Annotated in this window: 19 protein-coding genes; all 19 read left to right on the top strand. The window is 40.3% G+C overall.

What is annotated here, in order from left to right; genetic code table 11:
- Positions 1-12: 12 nt before the first annotated feature.
- The 19 genes from rplF (at position 13) to CYK16_RS02330 (ending at position 14,428) form a co-directional block, all read left to right on the top strand.
- Positions 13-549: a 50S ribosomal protein L6 gene (gene rplF, locus CYK16_RS02420; RefSeq protein WP_000086626.1), complete on the top strand. Its 537-nt coding sequence runs from the start codon at positions 13-15 to the stop codon at positions 547-549.
- 83 nt (positions 550-632) lie between these two features.
- A complete protein-coding gene (gene rplR / locus CYK16_RS02415; protein ID WP_000624044.1) occupies positions 633-989 on the top strand; it encodes a 50S ribosomal protein L18 in 357 nt (118 codons plus the stop codon).
- A 17-nt stretch (positions 990-1,006) separates the two neighbouring features.
- The gene (gene rpsE, locus CYK16_RS02410) at positions 1,007-1,501 is read left to right on the top strand and encodes a 30S ribosomal protein S5 (RefSeq protein ID WP_000874202.1); all 495 of its coding nucleotides are present in this window, start codon (positions 1,007-1,009) and stop codon (positions 1,499-1,501) included.
- A gap of 13 nt (positions 1,502-1,514) precedes the next feature.
- Positions 1,515-1,697: a 50S ribosomal protein L30 gene (gene rpmD, locus CYK16_RS02405; RefSeq protein WP_000057241.1), complete on the top strand. Its 183-nt coding sequence runs from the start codon at positions 1,515-1,517 to the stop codon at positions 1,695-1,697.
- A gap of 144 nt (positions 1,698-1,841) precedes the next feature.
- A complete protein-coding gene (rplO, locus tag CYK16_RS02400) occupies positions 1,842-2,282 on the top strand; it encodes a 50S ribosomal protein L15 (RefSeq protein WP_000766088.1) in 441 nt (146 codons plus the stop codon).
- A gap of 12 nt (positions 2,283-2,294) precedes the next feature.
- Positions 2,295-3,605 carry a preprotein translocase subunit SecY gene (secY, locus tag CYK16_RS02395; RefSeq protein ID WP_000465403.1) on the top strand — a complete coding sequence of 437 codons (1,311 nt, stop codon included), beginning with the start codon at positions 2,295-2,297 and terminating at the stop codon, positions 3,603-3,605.
- A gap of 149 nt (positions 3,606-3,754) precedes the next feature.
- Positions 3,755-4,393 (top strand): adenylate kinase, encoded by a 639-nt coding sequence (locus CYK16_RS02390; RefSeq protein WP_001050436.1) that lies wholly within the window; start codon positions 3,755-3,757, stop codon positions 4,391-4,393.
- A 116-nt stretch (positions 4,394-4,509) separates the two neighbouring features.
- Complete coding sequence (infA, locus tag CYK16_RS02385; RefSeq protein ID WP_001029883.1) at positions 4,510-4,728, top strand: translation initiation factor IF-1; 219 nt, start codon at positions 4,510-4,512, stop codon at positions 4,726-4,728.
- Positions 4,729-4,752: 24 nt separating this feature from the next.
- Positions 4,753-4,869, top strand: a complete 117-nt coding sequence (gene rpmJ, locus CYK16_RS02380; RefSeq protein WP_001808836.1) for a 50S ribosomal protein L36 — start codon at positions 4,753-4,755, stop codon at positions 4,867-4,869.
- Between the two features lie 17 nt (positions 4,870-4,886).
- Positions 4,887-5,252, top strand: a complete 366-nt coding sequence (gene rpsM / locus CYK16_RS02375) for a 30S ribosomal protein S13 (RefSeq protein WP_000090781.1) — start codon at positions 4,887-4,889, stop codon at positions 5,250-5,252.
- Positions 5,253-5,269: 17 nt separating this feature from the next.
- Complete coding sequence (rpsK, locus tag CYK16_RS02370; protein ID WP_001118385.1) at positions 5,270-5,653, top strand: 30S ribosomal protein S11; 384 nt, start codon at positions 5,270-5,272, stop codon at positions 5,651-5,653.
- A gap of 42 nt (positions 5,654-5,695) precedes the next feature.
- On the top strand, positions 5,696-6,631 hold the full coding sequence (locus tag CYK16_RS02365; RefSeq protein WP_000568988.1) for a DNA-directed RNA polymerase subunit alpha: 936 nt from the start codon (positions 5,696-5,698) through the stop codon (positions 6,629-6,631).
- Between the two features lie 11 nt (positions 6,632-6,642).
- Positions 6,643-7,029, top strand: coding sequence for a 50S ribosomal protein L17 (gene rplQ / locus CYK16_RS02360; protein ID WP_000331493.1), 387 nt, complete (start codon positions 6,643-6,645; stop codon positions 7,027-7,029).
- Positions 7,030-7,293: 264 nt separating this feature from the next.
- Positions 7,294-7,560: an ACT domain-containing protein gene (locus CYK16_RS02355; RefSeq protein ID WP_020901855.1), complete on the top strand. Its 267-nt coding sequence runs from the start codon at positions 7,294-7,296 to the stop codon at positions 7,558-7,560.
- Positions 7,561-7,569: 9 nt separating this feature from the next.
- Positions 7,570-8,907, top strand: a complete 1,338-nt coding sequence (locus CYK16_RS02350; protein ID WP_060805948.1) for a PFL family protein — start codon at positions 7,570-7,572, stop codon at positions 8,905-8,907.
- A gap of 244 nt (positions 8,908-9,151) precedes the next feature.
- Positions 9,152-9,844, top strand: coding sequence for a histidine phosphatase family protein (locus tag CYK16_RS02345; RefSeq protein ID WP_060805949.1), 693 nt, complete (start codon positions 9,152-9,154; stop codon positions 9,842-9,844).
- 160 nt (positions 9,845-10,004) lie between these two features.
- Positions 10,005-12,506, top strand: coding sequence for a leucine--tRNA ligase (gene leuS, locus CYK16_RS02340; RefSeq protein WP_101776610.1), 2,502 nt, complete (start codon positions 10,005-10,007; stop codon positions 12,504-12,506).
- A 177-nt stretch (positions 12,507-12,683) separates the two neighbouring features.
- The gene (locus CYK16_RS02335; RefSeq protein ID WP_060805951.1) at positions 12,684-13,139 is read left to right on the top strand and encodes a MarR family winged helix-turn-helix transcriptional regulator; all 456 of its coding nucleotides are present in this window, start codon (positions 12,684-12,686) and stop codon (positions 13,137-13,139) included.
- 56 nt (positions 13,140-13,195) lie between these two features.
- A complete protein-coding gene (locus CYK16_RS02330) occupies positions 13,196-14,428 on the top strand; it encodes an acyl-CoA thioesterase/BAAT N-terminal domain-containing protein (protein ID WP_060805952.1) in 1,233 nt (410 codons plus the stop codon).
- Positions 14,429-14,538 lie beyond the last annotated feature (110 nt).

The raw sequence follows: 14,538 nt of genomic DNA, 5'->3' as shown, positions 1-14,538 counted from the left end.
GAGAAAATAAACATGTCACGTATTGGTAATAAAGTTATCGTGTTGCCTGCTGGTGTTGAAATCACTAACAATGACAACGTTGTAACTGTAAAAGGACCTAAAGGGGAACTTACTCGTGAGTTCTCAAAAGATATTGAAATCCGTGTGGAAGGTACTGAAGTAACTCTTCACCGTCCAAACGATTCAAAAGAAATGAAAACTATCCACGGAACTACTCGTGCCCTTTTGAACAACATGGTTGTTGGTGTATCAGAAGGATTCAAGAAAGAACTTGAAATGCGCGGGGTTGGTTACCGTGCACAACTTCAAGGATCTAAACTTGTTTTGGCTGTTGGTAAATCTCATCCAGACGAAGTTGAAGCTCCAGAAGGAATTACTTTTGAACTTCCAAACCCAACAACAATTGTTGTTAGCGGAATTTCAAAAGAAGTAGTTGGTCAAACAGCTGCTTACGTACGTAGCCTTCGTTCACCAGAACCATATAAAGGTAAAGGTATCCGTTACGTTGGTGAATTCGTTCGCCGTAAAGAAGGTAAAACAGGTAAATAATGTTGAGTGGTTGATCATCAACCACCAACCTATTTTCCAACTTTGTGCATAGCACACGATTTAAAACTAAAGAGGTGAAAACTGTGATTTCAAAACCAGATAAAAACAAACTCCGCCAAAAACGCCACCGTCGCGTTCGCGGAAAACTCTCTGGAACTGCTGATCGCCCACGTTTGAACGTATTCCGTTCTAATACAGGCATCTACGCTCAAGTGATTGATGACGTAGCGGGTGTAACGCTCGCAAGTGCTTCAACTCTTGACAAAGAAGTTTCAAAAGGAACTAAAACTGAACAAGCCGTTGCTGTCGGTAAACTCGTTGCAGAACGTGCAAACGCTAAAGGTATTTCAGAAGTGGTGTTCGACCGCGGTGGATATCTATATCACGGACGTGTGAAAGCTTTGGCTGATGCAGCTCGTGAAAACGGATTGAAATTCTAATAGGAGGACACTAGAAAATGGCATTTAAAGACAATGCAGTTGAATTAGAAGAACGCGTAGTTGCTGTCAACCGTGTTACAAAAGTTGTTAAAGGTGGACGTCGTCTTCGTTTCGCAGCTCTTGTTGTTGTTGGTGACCACAACGGTCGCGTAGGATTTGGTACTGGTAAAGCTCAAGAAGTTCCAGAAGCAATCCGTAAAGCAGTAGATGATGCTAAGAAAAACTTGATCGAAGTTCCTATGGTTGGAACAACTATCCCACACGAAGTTCTTTCAGAATTCGGTGGAGCTAAAGTATTGTTGAAACCTGCTGTAGAAGGTTCTGGAGTTGCCGCTGGTGGTGCAGTTCGTGCCGTTGTGGAATTGGCAGGTGTGGCAGATATTACATCTAAATCACTTGGTTCTAACACTCCAATCAACATTGTTCGTGCAACTGTTGAAGGTTTGAAACAATTGAAACGCGCTGAAGAAGTTGCTGCCCTTCGTGGTATTTCAGTTTCTGATTTGGCATAAGAAAGGGGATAAAATGGCTCAAATTAAAATTACTTTGACTAAGTCTCCAATCGGACGCATTCCATCACAACGTAAAACTGTTGTAGCACTTGGACTTGGCAAATTGAACAGCTCTGTTATTAAAGAAGATAACGCTGCTATCCGTGGTATGATCACAGCAGTATCTCACTTGGTAACAGTTGAAGAAGTAAACTAATGAATTTTTAGGGGATGTGCACTATACCATCCCCTAAAACTAGATATAGTCATCTATGATGACGTCGTATAGGCGAGTTGATGGGGGAGACAACCTTTTCTCCCTTATCGGCGCTAGCATTTTACAAAAGAGGAGAAAATAAAAATGAAACTTCATGAATTGAAACCTGCAGAAGGTTCTCGTAAAGTACGTAACCGCGTTGGTCGTGGTACTTCATCAGGTAACGGTAAAACATCTGGTCGTGGTCAAAAAGGTCAAAAAGCTCGTAGCGGTGGCGGAGTTCGCCTTGGTTTTGAAGGTGGACAAACTCCATTGTTCCGTCGTCTTCCAAAACGTGGATTCACTAACATCAACGCTAAAGAATACGCAATTGTGAACCTTGACCAATTGAACGTCTTTGAAGATGGTGCTGAAGTTACTCCAGTTGTTCTTATCGAAGCAGGAATTGTTAAAGCTGAAAAATCAGGTATTAAAGTTCTTGGTAACGGTGAGTTGACTAAGAAATTGACTGTGAAAGCAGCTAAATTCTCTAAATCAGCTGAAGAAGCTATCACTGCTAAAGGTGGTTCAGTAGAAGTCATCTAAGAGAGGTGACCTATGTTTTTTAAATTATTAAGAGAAGCTCTTAAAGTCAAGCAGGTTCGATCAAAAATTTTATTTACAATTTTTATCGTTTTGGTTTTTCGTATCGGAACTAGTATTACAGTTCCTGGTGTGAATGCCAATAGCTTGAATGCTTTAAGTGGATTATCCTTCTTAAACATGTTGAGCTTGGTCTCAGGGAATGCCATGAAAAACTTCTCAGTTTTTGCTCTTGGTGTTAGTCCCTATATTACGGCCTCTATCGTTGTCCAACTCTTGCAAATGGATATTTTACCCAAATTTGTAGAGTGGGGTAAACAAGGGGAAGTAGGTCGAAGAAAATTAAATCAAGCTACTCGTTATATTGCTCTTGTTCTAGCCTTTGTGCAATCTATCGGGATTACAGCTGGTTTTAATACTTTGGCTGGAGCTCAATTGTTGAAAACAGCTCTTACTCCACAAGTCTTTATCATGATTGGTATCATCTTAACAGCTGGTAGCATGATTGTGACTTGGTTGGGAGAGCAAATTACAGATAAGGGATACGGAAATGGTGTTTCTATGATTATCTTTGCCGGGATTGTTGCATCAATTCCAGAGATGATTCAGGGCATCTATGTGGACTACTTTGTGAACGTCCCAAGTAGCCGTATCAACTCATCTATCATTTTCGTAATCATTTTGATTATTACTGTATTGTTGATTATTTATTTTACAACTTATGTTCAACAAGCAGAATACAAAATTCCAATCCAATATACTAAGGTTGCACAAGGAGCTCCCTCTAGCTCTTACCTTCCTTTGAAGGTAAACCCTGCTGGAGTTATCCCTGTTATCTTTGCAAGTTCGATTACTGCAGCGCCTGCGGCTATTCTTCAGTTTTTGAGCGCTACAGGTCATGATTGGGCTTGGGTAAGAACAGCACAAGAAATGCTGGCAACAACTTCACCAACTGGTATTGCTATGTATGCTTTATTGATTATTCTCTTTACATTCTTCTATACGTTTGTACAGATTAATCCTGAAAAAGCGGCAGAAAACCTACAAAAGAGCGGTGCCTATATCCATGGAGTTCGTCCTGGTAAAGGTACAGAGGAATATATGTCTAAACTTCTTCGTCGTCTTGCAACTGTTGGTTCTCTCTTCCTTGGTGTGATTTCTATTTTACCGATCGTAGCAAAAGATGTTTTCGGACTTTCAGAAGCAGTTGCTTTTGGAGGAACCAGTCTTTTGATCATTATCTCTACAGGTATTGAAGGAATCAAACAATTGGAAGGTTACCTATTGAAACGTAAGTATGTTGGTTTCATGGACAGAACAGAATAAAAGTAATTACTGAATCAGTAATTACTGAGGGAGTGGAGGTTTAACTCTAACATTTGTGAGAGTTTGGTCTCCCCTCTTCTATTTTGTTTTTAAATAGGGGTAAAAAGACTTTTTGCTTCTATTTAAAAATAAAATAAGGAGATCAAATCATGAATCTTTTGATTATGGGCTTACCTGGTGCAGGTAAGGGAACTCAAGCAGCAAAAATCGTAGAACAATTCCATGTTGCACATATCTCAACAGGTGATATGTTCCGTGCTGCTATGGCAAATCAAACTGAAATGGGTGTTCTTGCTAAGTCATACATTGACAAGGGTGAATTGGTTCCTGACGAAGTTACTAATGGAATCGTAAAAGAACGTCTTTCACAAGATGATATTAAAGAAACAGGATTCTTGTTGGATGGTTACCCACGTACAATCGAACAAGCTCATGCCTTGGACAAAACATTGGCTGAACTTGGCATCGAACTGGAAGGTGTTATCAACATCGAAGTGAATCCAGACAGCCTCTTGGAACGTTTGAGTGGCCGTATCATCCACCGCGTAACTGGAGAAACTTTCCACAAGGTCTTTAACCCACCAGTTGACTATAAAGAAGAAGATTACTACCAACGTGAAGATGATAAGCCTGAGACAGTCAAACGTCGTTTGGATGTGAATATTGCTCAAGGGGAACCAATCATTGCTCACTACCGTGCCAAAGGTTTGGTTCATGACATCGAAGGTAATCAAGATATCAATGATGTCTTCTCAGATATCGAAAAAGTATTGACAAATTTGAAATAAAGCGTTTTTCACACTTGCAAAAATCCGCTACAAATGTTATACTGAGATAGTCTGACTTATAATTGTTGTCTCTGTGTCTAGAGGCATCGAATCGAAATTTATGGAGGTGCTTTTGCGTGGCAAAAGACGATGTGATTGAAGTTGAAGGCAAAGTAGTTGATACAATGCCGAATGCAATGTTTACGGTTGAACTTGAAAATGGACATCAGATTTTAGCAACAGTTTCTGGTAAAATTCGTAAAAACTATATTCGTATTTTAGCGGGAGATCGTGTTACTGTCGAAATGAGTCCATATGACTTGACACGTGGACGTATCACTTACCGCTTTAAATAATCGAAAAACTTGGAGGGATAAGAAATGAAAGTAAGACCATCGGTCAAACCAATTTGCGAATACTGTAAAGTTATTCGTCGTAATGGTCGTGTTATGGTAATTTGCCCAGCAAATCCAAAACACAAACAACGTCAAGGATAAGATAGAAAGGAGAAAACATGGCTCGTATTGCTGGAGTTGACATTCCAAATGACAAACGCGTAGTAATCTCATTGACTTATGTTTATGGTATCGGACTTGCAACATCTAAGAAAATTTTGGCTGCTGCTGGAATCTCAGAAGATGTTCGTGTACGTGATCTTACATCAGATCAAGAAGATGCTATCCGTCGTGAAGTGGATGCAATCAAAGTTGAAGGTGACCTTCGTCGTGAAGTAAACTTGAACATCAAACGTTTGATGGAAATCGGTTCATACCGTGGTATCCGTCACCGTCGTGGACTTCCTGTCCGTGGACAAAACACTAAAAACAACGCTCGCACTCGTAAAGGTAAAGCTGTTGCGATTGCTGGTAAGAAAAAATAATATAGGAGGTAAAAGTCTTGGCTAAACCAACACGTAAACGTCGTGTGAAAAAGAATATCGAATCTGGTATTGCTCATATTCACGCTACATTTAATAACACTATTGTTATGATTACTGATGTGCATGGTAATGCAATTGCTTGGTCATCAGCTGGTGCTCTTGGTTTCAAAGGTTCTCGTAAATCTACACCATTCGCTGCTCAAATGGCTTCTGAAGCTGCTGCTAAATCTGCACAAGAACACGGTCTTAAATCAGTTGAAGTTACTGTAAAAGGTCCAGGTTCTGGTCGTGAGTCAGCTATTCGTGCGCTTGCTGCCGCTGGTCTTGAAGTAACAGCAATTCGTGATGTGACTCCAGTGCCACACAATGGTGCTCGTCCTCCAAAACGTCGCCGTGTATAATCATCGCATTACACTGCTTTTCGTTTAAGAGGGAGTAACTAAATGATCGAGTTTGAAAAACCAAATATAACAAAAATTGATGAAAATAAAGATTATGGCAAGTTTGTAATCGAACCACTTGAACGTGGCTACGGTACAACTCTTGGTAACTCTCTTCGTCGTGTACTTCTAGCTTCTCTACCAGGAGCAGCTGTGACATCTATCAACATTGATGGTGTGTTACATGAGTTTGACACAGTTCCAGGTGTTCGTGAAGACGTGATGCAAATCATTCTGAACATTAAAGGAATTGCAGTGAAATCGTACGTTGAAGACGAAAAAATCATCGAACTGGATGTTGAAGGTCCTGCTGAAGTAACAGCTGGTGACATTTTGACAGATAGCGATATTGAAATTGTAAATCCAGATCATTATCTCTTTACAATCGGTGAAGGTTCTTCTCTAAAAGCGACTATGACTGTTAACAGTGGTCGTGGATATGTACCTGCTGATGAAAATAAAAAGGATAATGCACCAGTTGGAACACTTGCTGTAGATTCTATTTATACACCAGTTACAAAAGTCAACTATCAAGTGGAACCTGCTCGTGTAGGTAGCAATGATGGATTTGACAAATTAACCCTTGAAATCTTGACAAATGGAACAATTATTCCAGAAGATGCTTTAGGGCTTTCAGCACGTATTTTGACAGAACATCTTGATTTGTTTACAAATCTTACTGAGATTGCTAAGTCAACTGAAGTGATGAAAGAAGCTGATACTGAATCTGACGACCGTATTTTGGATCGTACGATTGAGGAACTAGACTTGTCTGTGCGTTCATACAACTGTTTGAAACGTGCCGGTATCAATACTGTGCATGATTTGACAGAAAAATCTGAAGCAGAGATGATGAAAGTACGAAATCTTGGACGCAAGAGTTTGGAAGAAGTGAAACTCAAACTCATTGATTTGGGTCTTGGATTAAAAGATAAATAAAGGAGGAATACATGGCTTACCGTAAACTAGGACGCACTAGCTCACAACGTAAAGCGATGCTTCGCGATTTGACAACTGACCTTTTGATCAACGAATCAATCGTGACAACTGAAGCTCGTGCTAAAGAAATCCGTAAAACTGTTGAAAAAATGATTACTCTAGGTAAACGTGGTGATTTGCATGCACGTCGTCAAGCAGCTGCTTTCGTACGTAATGAAATCGCATCTGAAAACTATGATGAAGCAACTGATAAGTACACTTCTACTACAGCACTTCAAAAATTGTTCTCAGAAATCGCACCTCGTTATGCTGAACGTAACGGTGGATACACTCGTATCCTTAAAACTGAACCACGTCGTGGTGATGCAGCGCCAATGGCGATCATCGAATTAGTATAAAATCATCAATTTTGTTGAGTGTTATGATGATGGAGTCTTGTGCTCTTAGTCTAGCTCTGGTCTACCGCTAGGATCTCGGTCCTAGCGGGAACACTCATCATAAGTTGGGATAGTAGACGCTTGTTTACGAAATTGTTTTTTTCTTAAGAACAACTTCGTAAGCAGGCGTTTTTGAGTATTTTAGTTAGAATTATGCTATACTATTTGAAAAGAATCCTGTTTAATGTTCAGGTTTCCTATTAAAAGAAGAATTGGAGTTTGCTTATGAAAGCGATTATAACTGTTGTTGGTAAAGATAAATCTGGAATTGTTGCAGGTGTTTCTGGTAAAATTGCAGAATTGGGTTTGAATATTGATGATATCTCTCAAACTGTTTTGGATGAATATTTTACGATGATGGCTGTCGTCTCTAGTGATGAAAAGCAAGATTTTACCTATCTTCGTAATGAGTTTGAAGCCTTTGGGGAAACTTTGAATGTAAAAATCAATATTCAGAGTGCTGCCATTTTCGAAGCTATGTATAATATCTAGGAGGTGTATATGGATATTAGACAAGTTACTGAAACCATTGCCATGATTGAGGAGCAAAACTTCGATATCAGAACTATTACCATGGGGATTTCCCTTTTGGACTGTATCGATCCGGATATCAATCGTGCTGCGGAGAAAATTTATCAAAAGATTACGACCAAGGCAGCTAATTTAGTAGCAGTTGGGGATGAAATTGCAGCGGAGTTGGGAATTCCAATCGTTAATAAGCGTGTATCGGTGACACCCATTTCTCTGATTGGGGCAGCGACAGATGCGACAGACTATGTGGTTCTGGCAAAAGCACTCGATAAGGCTGCGAAAGAGATTGGTGTGGACTTTATCGGTGGCTTCTCTGCCTTGGTACAAAAGGGTTATCAAAAGGGAGATGAGATTCTCATCAATTCTATTCCTCGTGCTTTGGCTGAAACGGACAAGGTCTGCTCGTCAGTCAATATTGGCTCAACCAAGTCTGGTATTAATATGACGGCTGTAGCAGATATGGGACGTATTATCAAGGAAACGGCTAATTTATCTGATATGGGTGCAGCTAAGTTGGTTGTATTTGCTAATGCTGTTGAGGACAATCCATTTATGGCGGGTGCCTTCCATGGTGTCGGGGAAGCAGATGTTATCATCAATGTCGGAGTTTCTGGTCCTGGTGTGGTGAAGCGTGCCTTGGAAAAAGTTCGTGGAGAGAGCTTTGACGTAGTAGCCGAAACGGTCAAGAAGACTGCCTTCAAGATTACTCGTATCGGTCAATTGGTTGGTCAAATGGCCAGTGAGAGACTGGGTGTGAAGTTTGGTATTGTGGACTTGAGTTTGGCGCCAACTCCTGCGGTTGGAGATTCTGTTGCACGTGTCCTTGAAGAAATGGGGCTAGAAACAGTTGGTACGCATGGAACGACGGCTGCCTTGGCTCTCTTGAATGACCAAGTTAAGAAGGGAGGAGTTATGGCCTGCAACCAAGTTGGTGGTTTGTCTGGTGCCTTTATCCCTGTTTCAGAGGATGAAGGAATGATTGCTGCAGTGCAAAATGGTTCTCTTAATTTGGAAAAACTAGAAGCTATGACGGCTATCTGTTCTGTTGGTTTGGATATGATTGCCATTCCGGAGGATACACCTGCTGAAACCATTGCGGCTATGATTGCAGATGAAGCGGCAATTGGTGTCATTAACATGAAAACAACAGCTGTTCGTATCATTCCAAAAGGAAAAGAAGGCGATATGATTGAATTTGGTGGTCTATTAGGTACTGCACCTGTTATGAAGGTCAATGGGGCTTCGTCTGTTGATTTCATCTCTCGTGGAGGACAAATCCCAGCACCAATTCATAGTTTTAAAAATTAAGAAAATAGGAGAAATTTTAAGCTCTATTTAAGGTTGGATGTGTATACTATAATCATTAAATAAAGACCTCCTAATATTATTTGAAACAGATAACTCTGATTTAGTTTGAATTTGATTTTCATCTAATATCTTTATTTAATAGAACTCCTAAACTTTTTCATAATAATCTCCTGCAAAAGTCGCCTGTATGGGTGGCTTTTGTTTTATCATCCATGATATAATAGAAGCAAACGGAGGACGGAAAATGGTAAAAGTACGATTGTATTTGGTACGTCATGGCAAGACTATGTTTAACACGATTGGTCGCGCGCAAGGTTGGAGCGATACTCCCTTAACAGCTGAAGGTGAGCGAGGGATTCAAGAGTTAGGAATCGGTTTGAGAGAATCTGGTCTGCAGTTTGAGCGTGCTTATTCGAGTGATTCTGGTCGCACCATTCAGACAATGGGAATTATCCTTGACGAACTTGGCTTGCAGGGAAAAATCCCTTATCGCATGGACAAGCGTATCAGAGAATGGTGTTTTGGTAGCTTTGACGGAGCTTATGATGGTGATCTTTTCATGGGCATTATTCCTCGTATCTTTAATGTGGACCACGTTCACCAATTATCTTATGCTGAACTGGCTGAGGGTTTGGTAGAGGTCGATACAGCTGGTTGGGCTGAAGGCTGGGAAAAACTCAGTGGCCGAATTAAGGAAGGTTTTGAAGCGATTGCCAAAGAAATGGGAGAACAAGGTGGGGGCAACGCTCTCGTTGTCAGCCATGGAATGACCATTGGAACCATTGTTTATCTGATTAATGGCATGCATCCGCATGGTCTCGATAATGGTAGCGTAACGATCCTTGAATATGAGGACGGCCAGTTTAGCGTTGAAGTTGTCGGTGACCGTAGTTACCGACAACTAGGACGGGAGAAGATGGAGGATAAAAATAATTGATAGAAGTTAGCTCCATGTGTGAGTTAATTTTTTGTACTGCTAAATAAGCTGGATTTGCGATTCAGTCTTTCTTGCTATCCAAGTCTAAAAGAACATTTCTCGTCTTTCAAATTCTCTCAAAAATGGTATAATAGTAACATCACAAAATTGGAGAGAGACCATGAGTTTTTACAATCATAAAGAAATTGAGCCTAAGTGGCAGGGCTACTGGGCAGAACATCATACATTTAAGACAGGAACAGATGCTTCAAAACCGAAGTTTTATGCTCTTGATATGTTCCCTTATCCGTCTGGAGCGGGTCTGCACGTAGGACACCCAGAAGGTTATACTGCAACCGATATCCTCAGCCGTTACAAACGTGCGCAAGGATACAACGTACTTCACCCAATGGGGTGGGATGCTTTTGGTTTGCCTGCAGAGCAATACGCTATGGATACAGGTAATGATCCAGCAGAATTTACAGCGGAAAATATTGCCAACTTCAAACGCCAAATTAATGCGCTTGGATTTTCTTATGACTGGGATCGTGAAGTCAACACAACAGATCCAAACTACTACAAGTGGACGCAATGGATTTTCACCAAGCTTTATGAAAAAGGTTTGGCCTATGAAGCGGAAGTACCAGTAAACTGGGTTGAGGAATTGGGAACAGCTATCGCAAACGAAGAAGTTCTTCCTGATGGAACTTCTGAGCGTGGTGGCTATCCTGTTGTCCGCAAACCGATGCGTCAATGGATGCTTAAAATCACGGCCTATGCAGAGCGCTTGCTTAATGACTTGGATGAGTTGGATTGGCCAGAGTCTATCAAGGACATGCAACGCAACTGGATTGGTAAATCAACTGGTGCCAATGTAACCTTCAAAGTTAAGGGAACAGACAAGGAATTCACCGTCTTTACCACTCGTCCGGACACCCTTTTCGGTGCGACCTTCACCGTTTTGGCTCCTGAGCATGAACTAGTAGATGCCATCACAAGTTCAGAGCAAGCAGAGGCTGTAGCAGACTACAAACACCAAGCTAGTCTCAAGTCTGATCTGGCTCGTACCGACCTTGCTAAGGAAAAAACTGGTGTTTGGACTGGTGCTTATGCCATCAACCCTGTCAATGGCAAGGAAATCCCAATCTGGATTGCGGACTATGTTCTTGCTAGTTACGGGACAGGTGCTGTTATGGCCGTACCTGCCCATGACCAACGTGACTGGGAATTTGCCAAACAATTTGACCTTCCAATCGTCGAAGTGCTTGAAGGTGGAAATGTTGAAGAAGTTGCCTACACAGAAGATGGCCTTCATGTCAATTCAGACTTCCTAGATGGACTCAACAAAGAAGACGCAATTGCTAAGATTGTGGCTTGGTTGGAAGAAAAAGGCTGTGGTCAGGAGAAGGTGACCTACCGTCTCCGCGACTGGCTCTTTAGCCGTCAACGTTACTGGGGTGAGCCAATTCCTATCATTCATTGGGAAGATGGGACTTCAACAGCCGTCCCTGAGAGTGAATTGCCACTGGTCTTGCCTGTAACCAAGGACATCCGCCCTTCAGGTACAGGGGAAAGTCCACTAGCTAACTTGACAGAATGGCTTGAAGTAACTCGTGAAGATGGCGTCAAGGGTCGTCGTGAAACCAACACCATGCCACAGTGGGCTGGTTCAAGCTGGTACTACCTTCGCTATATTGACCCGCACAATACTGAGAAATTGGCTGATGAGGATCTCCTCAAACAATGGTTGCCAGTAGATATTTACGTGGGTGGTGCAGAGCATGCTGTACTTCACTTGCTTTATGCTCGCTTCTGGCATAAATTCCTCTATGATCTCGGTGTCGTTCCAACTAAGGAACCATTCCAAAAACTCTTTAACCAAGGGATGATTTTGGGAACAAGCTACCGTGACCACCGTGGGGCTCTTGTGGCGACTGACAAGGTTGAAAAACGTGATGGTTCCTTCTTCCATATGGAAACAGGAGAGGAGTTGGAGCAAGCACCAGCCAAGATGTCTAAATCACTCAAGAATGTTGTTAACCCAGATGACGTAGTGGAACAATACGGTGCCGATACTCTTCGTGTCTATGAAATGTTCATGGGCCCACTTGATGCTTCAATCGCTTGGTCTGAAGAAGGTCTGGAAGGAAGCCGTAAGTTCCTTGACCGTGTTTACCGTTTGATTACAAGTAAAGAAATCGTTGCGGAAAACAATGGCACTCTTGACAAGGTCTACAATGAAACAGTCAAAGCTGTCACAGAGCAAATCGAGTCTATGAAATTCAACACAGCTATTGCCCAACTCATGGTCTTTGTCAACGCCGCTAACAAGGAAGACAAGCTCTATGTGGACTACGCTAAAGGCTTTATCCAATTGATCGCCCCATTTGCGCCTCACTTGGCAGAAGAACTCTGGCAAACAGTGGCAGCAACAGGTGAATCAATTTCTTATGTCGCTTGGCCAACATGGGACGAAAGCAAATTGGTTGAAGACGAAATCGAAATCGTTGTCCAAATCAAAGGAAAAGTTCGTGCCAAACTCATGGTCGCTAAAGACCTATCACGCGAAGAATTGCAAGAGATTGCTCTCGCTGATGAAAAAGTCAAAGCAGAAATTGACGGTAAGGAAATCGTGAAAGTGATTGCAGTACCTAACAAACTCGTTAATATCGTCGTTAAATAACGAGTTTATTAGCTCTATCTGCCACCTTCAATAGTCCACTGGACTATTGAAGCCAACTAAATTGGTTAATATTGTTGTGAAATAAGATAGGAATCCTTCAGAGTAGAATCTGGAGGATTTTTTATTTGACAGGAAGTTTCTATTTTGTTAATATGATTAACAAAGAAAAGAGAGATTATGGATAAAAAAGAATTTATTGCATTTAATAATCGTTTCAATAGATTTATTTTAGCGTTTGACCAGTTAAAAAAAAATCAACATAAAAGTGGTGTTGACAAATCCATTACGTTGAATGAGGTACATTTGATTGTTGTGATTGGAAAAAATCAGCCCTTGAATCTAGTAAAATTATCTGAATTATTAGAAGTTTCGAGAAGTGCAATAACTCAAAGTGTTAGAAGATTGCTTCAAAAAAATTTAGTTGTTTTTGATTTTGATCCGAATAATGGGAAAAATAAATATTTGAGATTATCTGAAAAAGGCATCGAAATTTTTAAAATCCATAAGGAGCAACAAGCATATATTGAAAAATCAATCTTTTCAGTTTTAAACAACTATAGCGAGGTGGAACTTAAAACAGTTGTGAAATTGATGGATGATATTGAAAAGGTGTGGGGAGAATTACCGTGGTAAAAGTCACGGTAAATTTCAAATATAATTGTTAAGCAAATTAACAAAAAGGAGAAGATATGACTGTAAACATAGAACTGATTTCACAAACAGATTTAGCGGATGAATCTTTTTATATTGCTATTAATGGTTTAGAACCAAGGGCAATGTATTGTGTAGAAATGTACCTGTCTGATTATTACTGTATAAATGCTCCCTTGCTTTTAGATCATGATGTTATATGGAAATCAACCGCAATTTTTTTATCTGATCAGGACGGTATGATTGATACCTCTCAGACAGCATCTATTTCGGGATCTTATAAAGGGATTTCAGAAATGGGATTATTCTTTAATGCGAAACCGTTGAAGAATAGGAAAAGGAGATTACCGAGTTCTCTTGATAGAATTCCATTACGAGATTGTTTTGGTGTTGAAATTAAAATCAGGCTAGGGAAAGATGTGGTCGCGGAGCAAAGTTTTGTAAGGCGTTATATGAATCTAGGAGTAAGATATCAAGATATCTATGACAAGCATTTTCAAGGTCGATTATTTTATGATGAAAAGTTAAGAAGGGCGCCAGCCGTGATTATTGTTAGTGGTAGTGAGGGAAGAATTGAAAAAGCTCAGAATATTGCCCAACTTTTATCTTCAAGAGGCTATATTTGTCTTGCGATAGCTTATTTTGGTTTAGAGGGATTACCCCAAAATTTAGAACGAATTCCAATAGAATGTCTGGAGGAGGCGAAAGATTTTCTATATCATCATCCTCAAGTTGATAATACAAAAATAGGAATATATGGTCGCTCTAAAGGAGCAGAACTTGTTCTGGCTGGACAAAGTATTTTGAAAGATGTGCAATGTTTGGTACTCAATTCCCCCTCAAATGTAATATTTGAGGGAATAAAGGGAAAACTCAACTCTCATTCATCTTCTTGGACATATTTACAAAAAGAACTTCCGTATCAAAAATTTCAGTTAGGAAATTATCTGTTAAACAAGTTTTTTGGAAAACATATTCCTGAAGATAGTAGGGCTCAGATTGATGTGAGTAAAATTTCCTCTCCTTTATTATTACTAGGAAGCGATGTTGATGAAATATGGAATGCATCATCCGCGATAGATGATATCATTTCACATTATAAAGGGGAATCCATTTTGTTTAAAAAATACCATGAAACAGGGCATATGTTGACGATTGCTTATCAACCGAATCATCGTTATAGAAAAGATTGGCGCTTATTAATGAAAGAAAGTGTAGACTCTTGGTTTGCTACGATAAATTTTTTTGATACACATCTGAAGAATTTGTAGATAGTGCTGAACCGTACTATAATAGTCCCAACTAAGATAAAAACACAGTTCTGGTTGGTAGTCCAGTCTACAAAAGCAAACACTAAAACAAGAGAAATTTGAATACAAAC

Origin of the sequence: Streptococcus oralis subsp. dentisani (assembly GCF_002860905.1) — a bacterium.
GTDB classification, from domain to species: domain Bacteria; phylum Bacillota; class Bacilli; order Lactobacillales; family Streptococcaceae; genus Streptococcus; species Streptococcus oralis_BA.
The sequence above is the reverse complement of the archived record's forward strand: the minus strand, read 5'-3'. Positions and strand labels throughout refer to the sequence as shown.

Excerpts from the sequence above, each read along its gene's own strand:
- CYK16_RS02390 (WP_001050436.1), top strand. The coding sequence starts at position 3,755 with ATGAATCTTTTGATTATGGGCTTACCTGGTGCAGGTAAGGGAACTCAA.
- CYK16_RS02335 (WP_060805951.1), top strand. The coding sequence starts at position 12,684 with ATGGATAAAAAAGAATTTATTGCATTTAATAATCGTTTCAATAGATTT.
- rplO (WP_000766088.1), top strand. The coding sequence starts at position 1,842 with ATGAAACTTCATGAATTGAAACCTGCAGAAGGTTCTCGTAAAGTACGT.
- CYK16_RS02330 (WP_060805952.1), top strand. The coding sequence starts at position 13,196 with ATGACTGTAAACATAGAACTGATTTCACAAACAGATTTAGCGGATGAA.
- rpsM (WP_000090781.1), top strand. The coding sequence starts at position 4,887 with ATGGCTCGTATTGCTGGAGTTGACATTCCAAATGACAAACGCGTAGTA.
- CYK16_RS02350 (WP_060805948.1), top strand. The coding sequence starts at position 7,570 with ATGGATATTAGACAAGTTACTGAAACCATTGCCATGATTGAGGAGCAA.
- rpmD (WP_000057241.1), top strand. The coding sequence starts at position 1,515 with ATGGCTCAAATTAAAATTACTTTGACTAAGTCTCCAATCGGACGCATT.
- rplF (WP_000086626.1), top strand. The coding sequence starts at position 13 with ATGTCACGTATTGGTAATAAAGTTATCGTGTTGCCTGCTGGTGTTGAA.
- secY (WP_000465403.1), top strand. The coding sequence starts at position 2,295 with ATGTTTTTTAAATTATTAAGAGAAGCTCTTAAAGTCAAGCAGGTTCGA.
- CYK16_RS02345 (WP_060805949.1), top strand. The coding sequence starts at position 9,152 with ATGGTAAAAGTACGATTGTATTTGGTACGTCATGGCAAGACTATGTTT.
- rplQ (WP_000331493.1), top strand. The coding sequence starts at position 6,643 with ATGGCTTACCGTAAACTAGGACGCACTAGCTCACAACGTAAAGCGATG.
- CYK16_RS02365 (WP_000568988.1), top strand. The coding sequence starts at position 5,696 with ATGATCGAGTTTGAAAAACCAAATATAACAAAAATTGATGAAAATAAA.
- rpmJ (WP_001808836.1), top strand. The coding sequence starts at position 4,753 with ATGAAAGTAAGACCATCGGTCAAACCAATTTGCGAATACTGTAAAGTT.
- rpsE (WP_000874202.1), top strand. The coding sequence starts at position 1,007 with ATGGCATTTAAAGACAATGCAGTTGAATTAGAAGAACGCGTAGTTGCT.
- leuS (WP_101776610.1), top strand. The coding sequence starts at position 10,005 with ATGAGTTTTTACAATCATAAAGAAATTGAGCCTAAGTGGCAGGGCTAC.
- CYK16_RS02355 (WP_020901855.1), top strand. The coding sequence starts at position 7,294 with ATGAAAGCGATTATAACTGTTGTTGGTAAAGATAAATCTGGAATTGTT.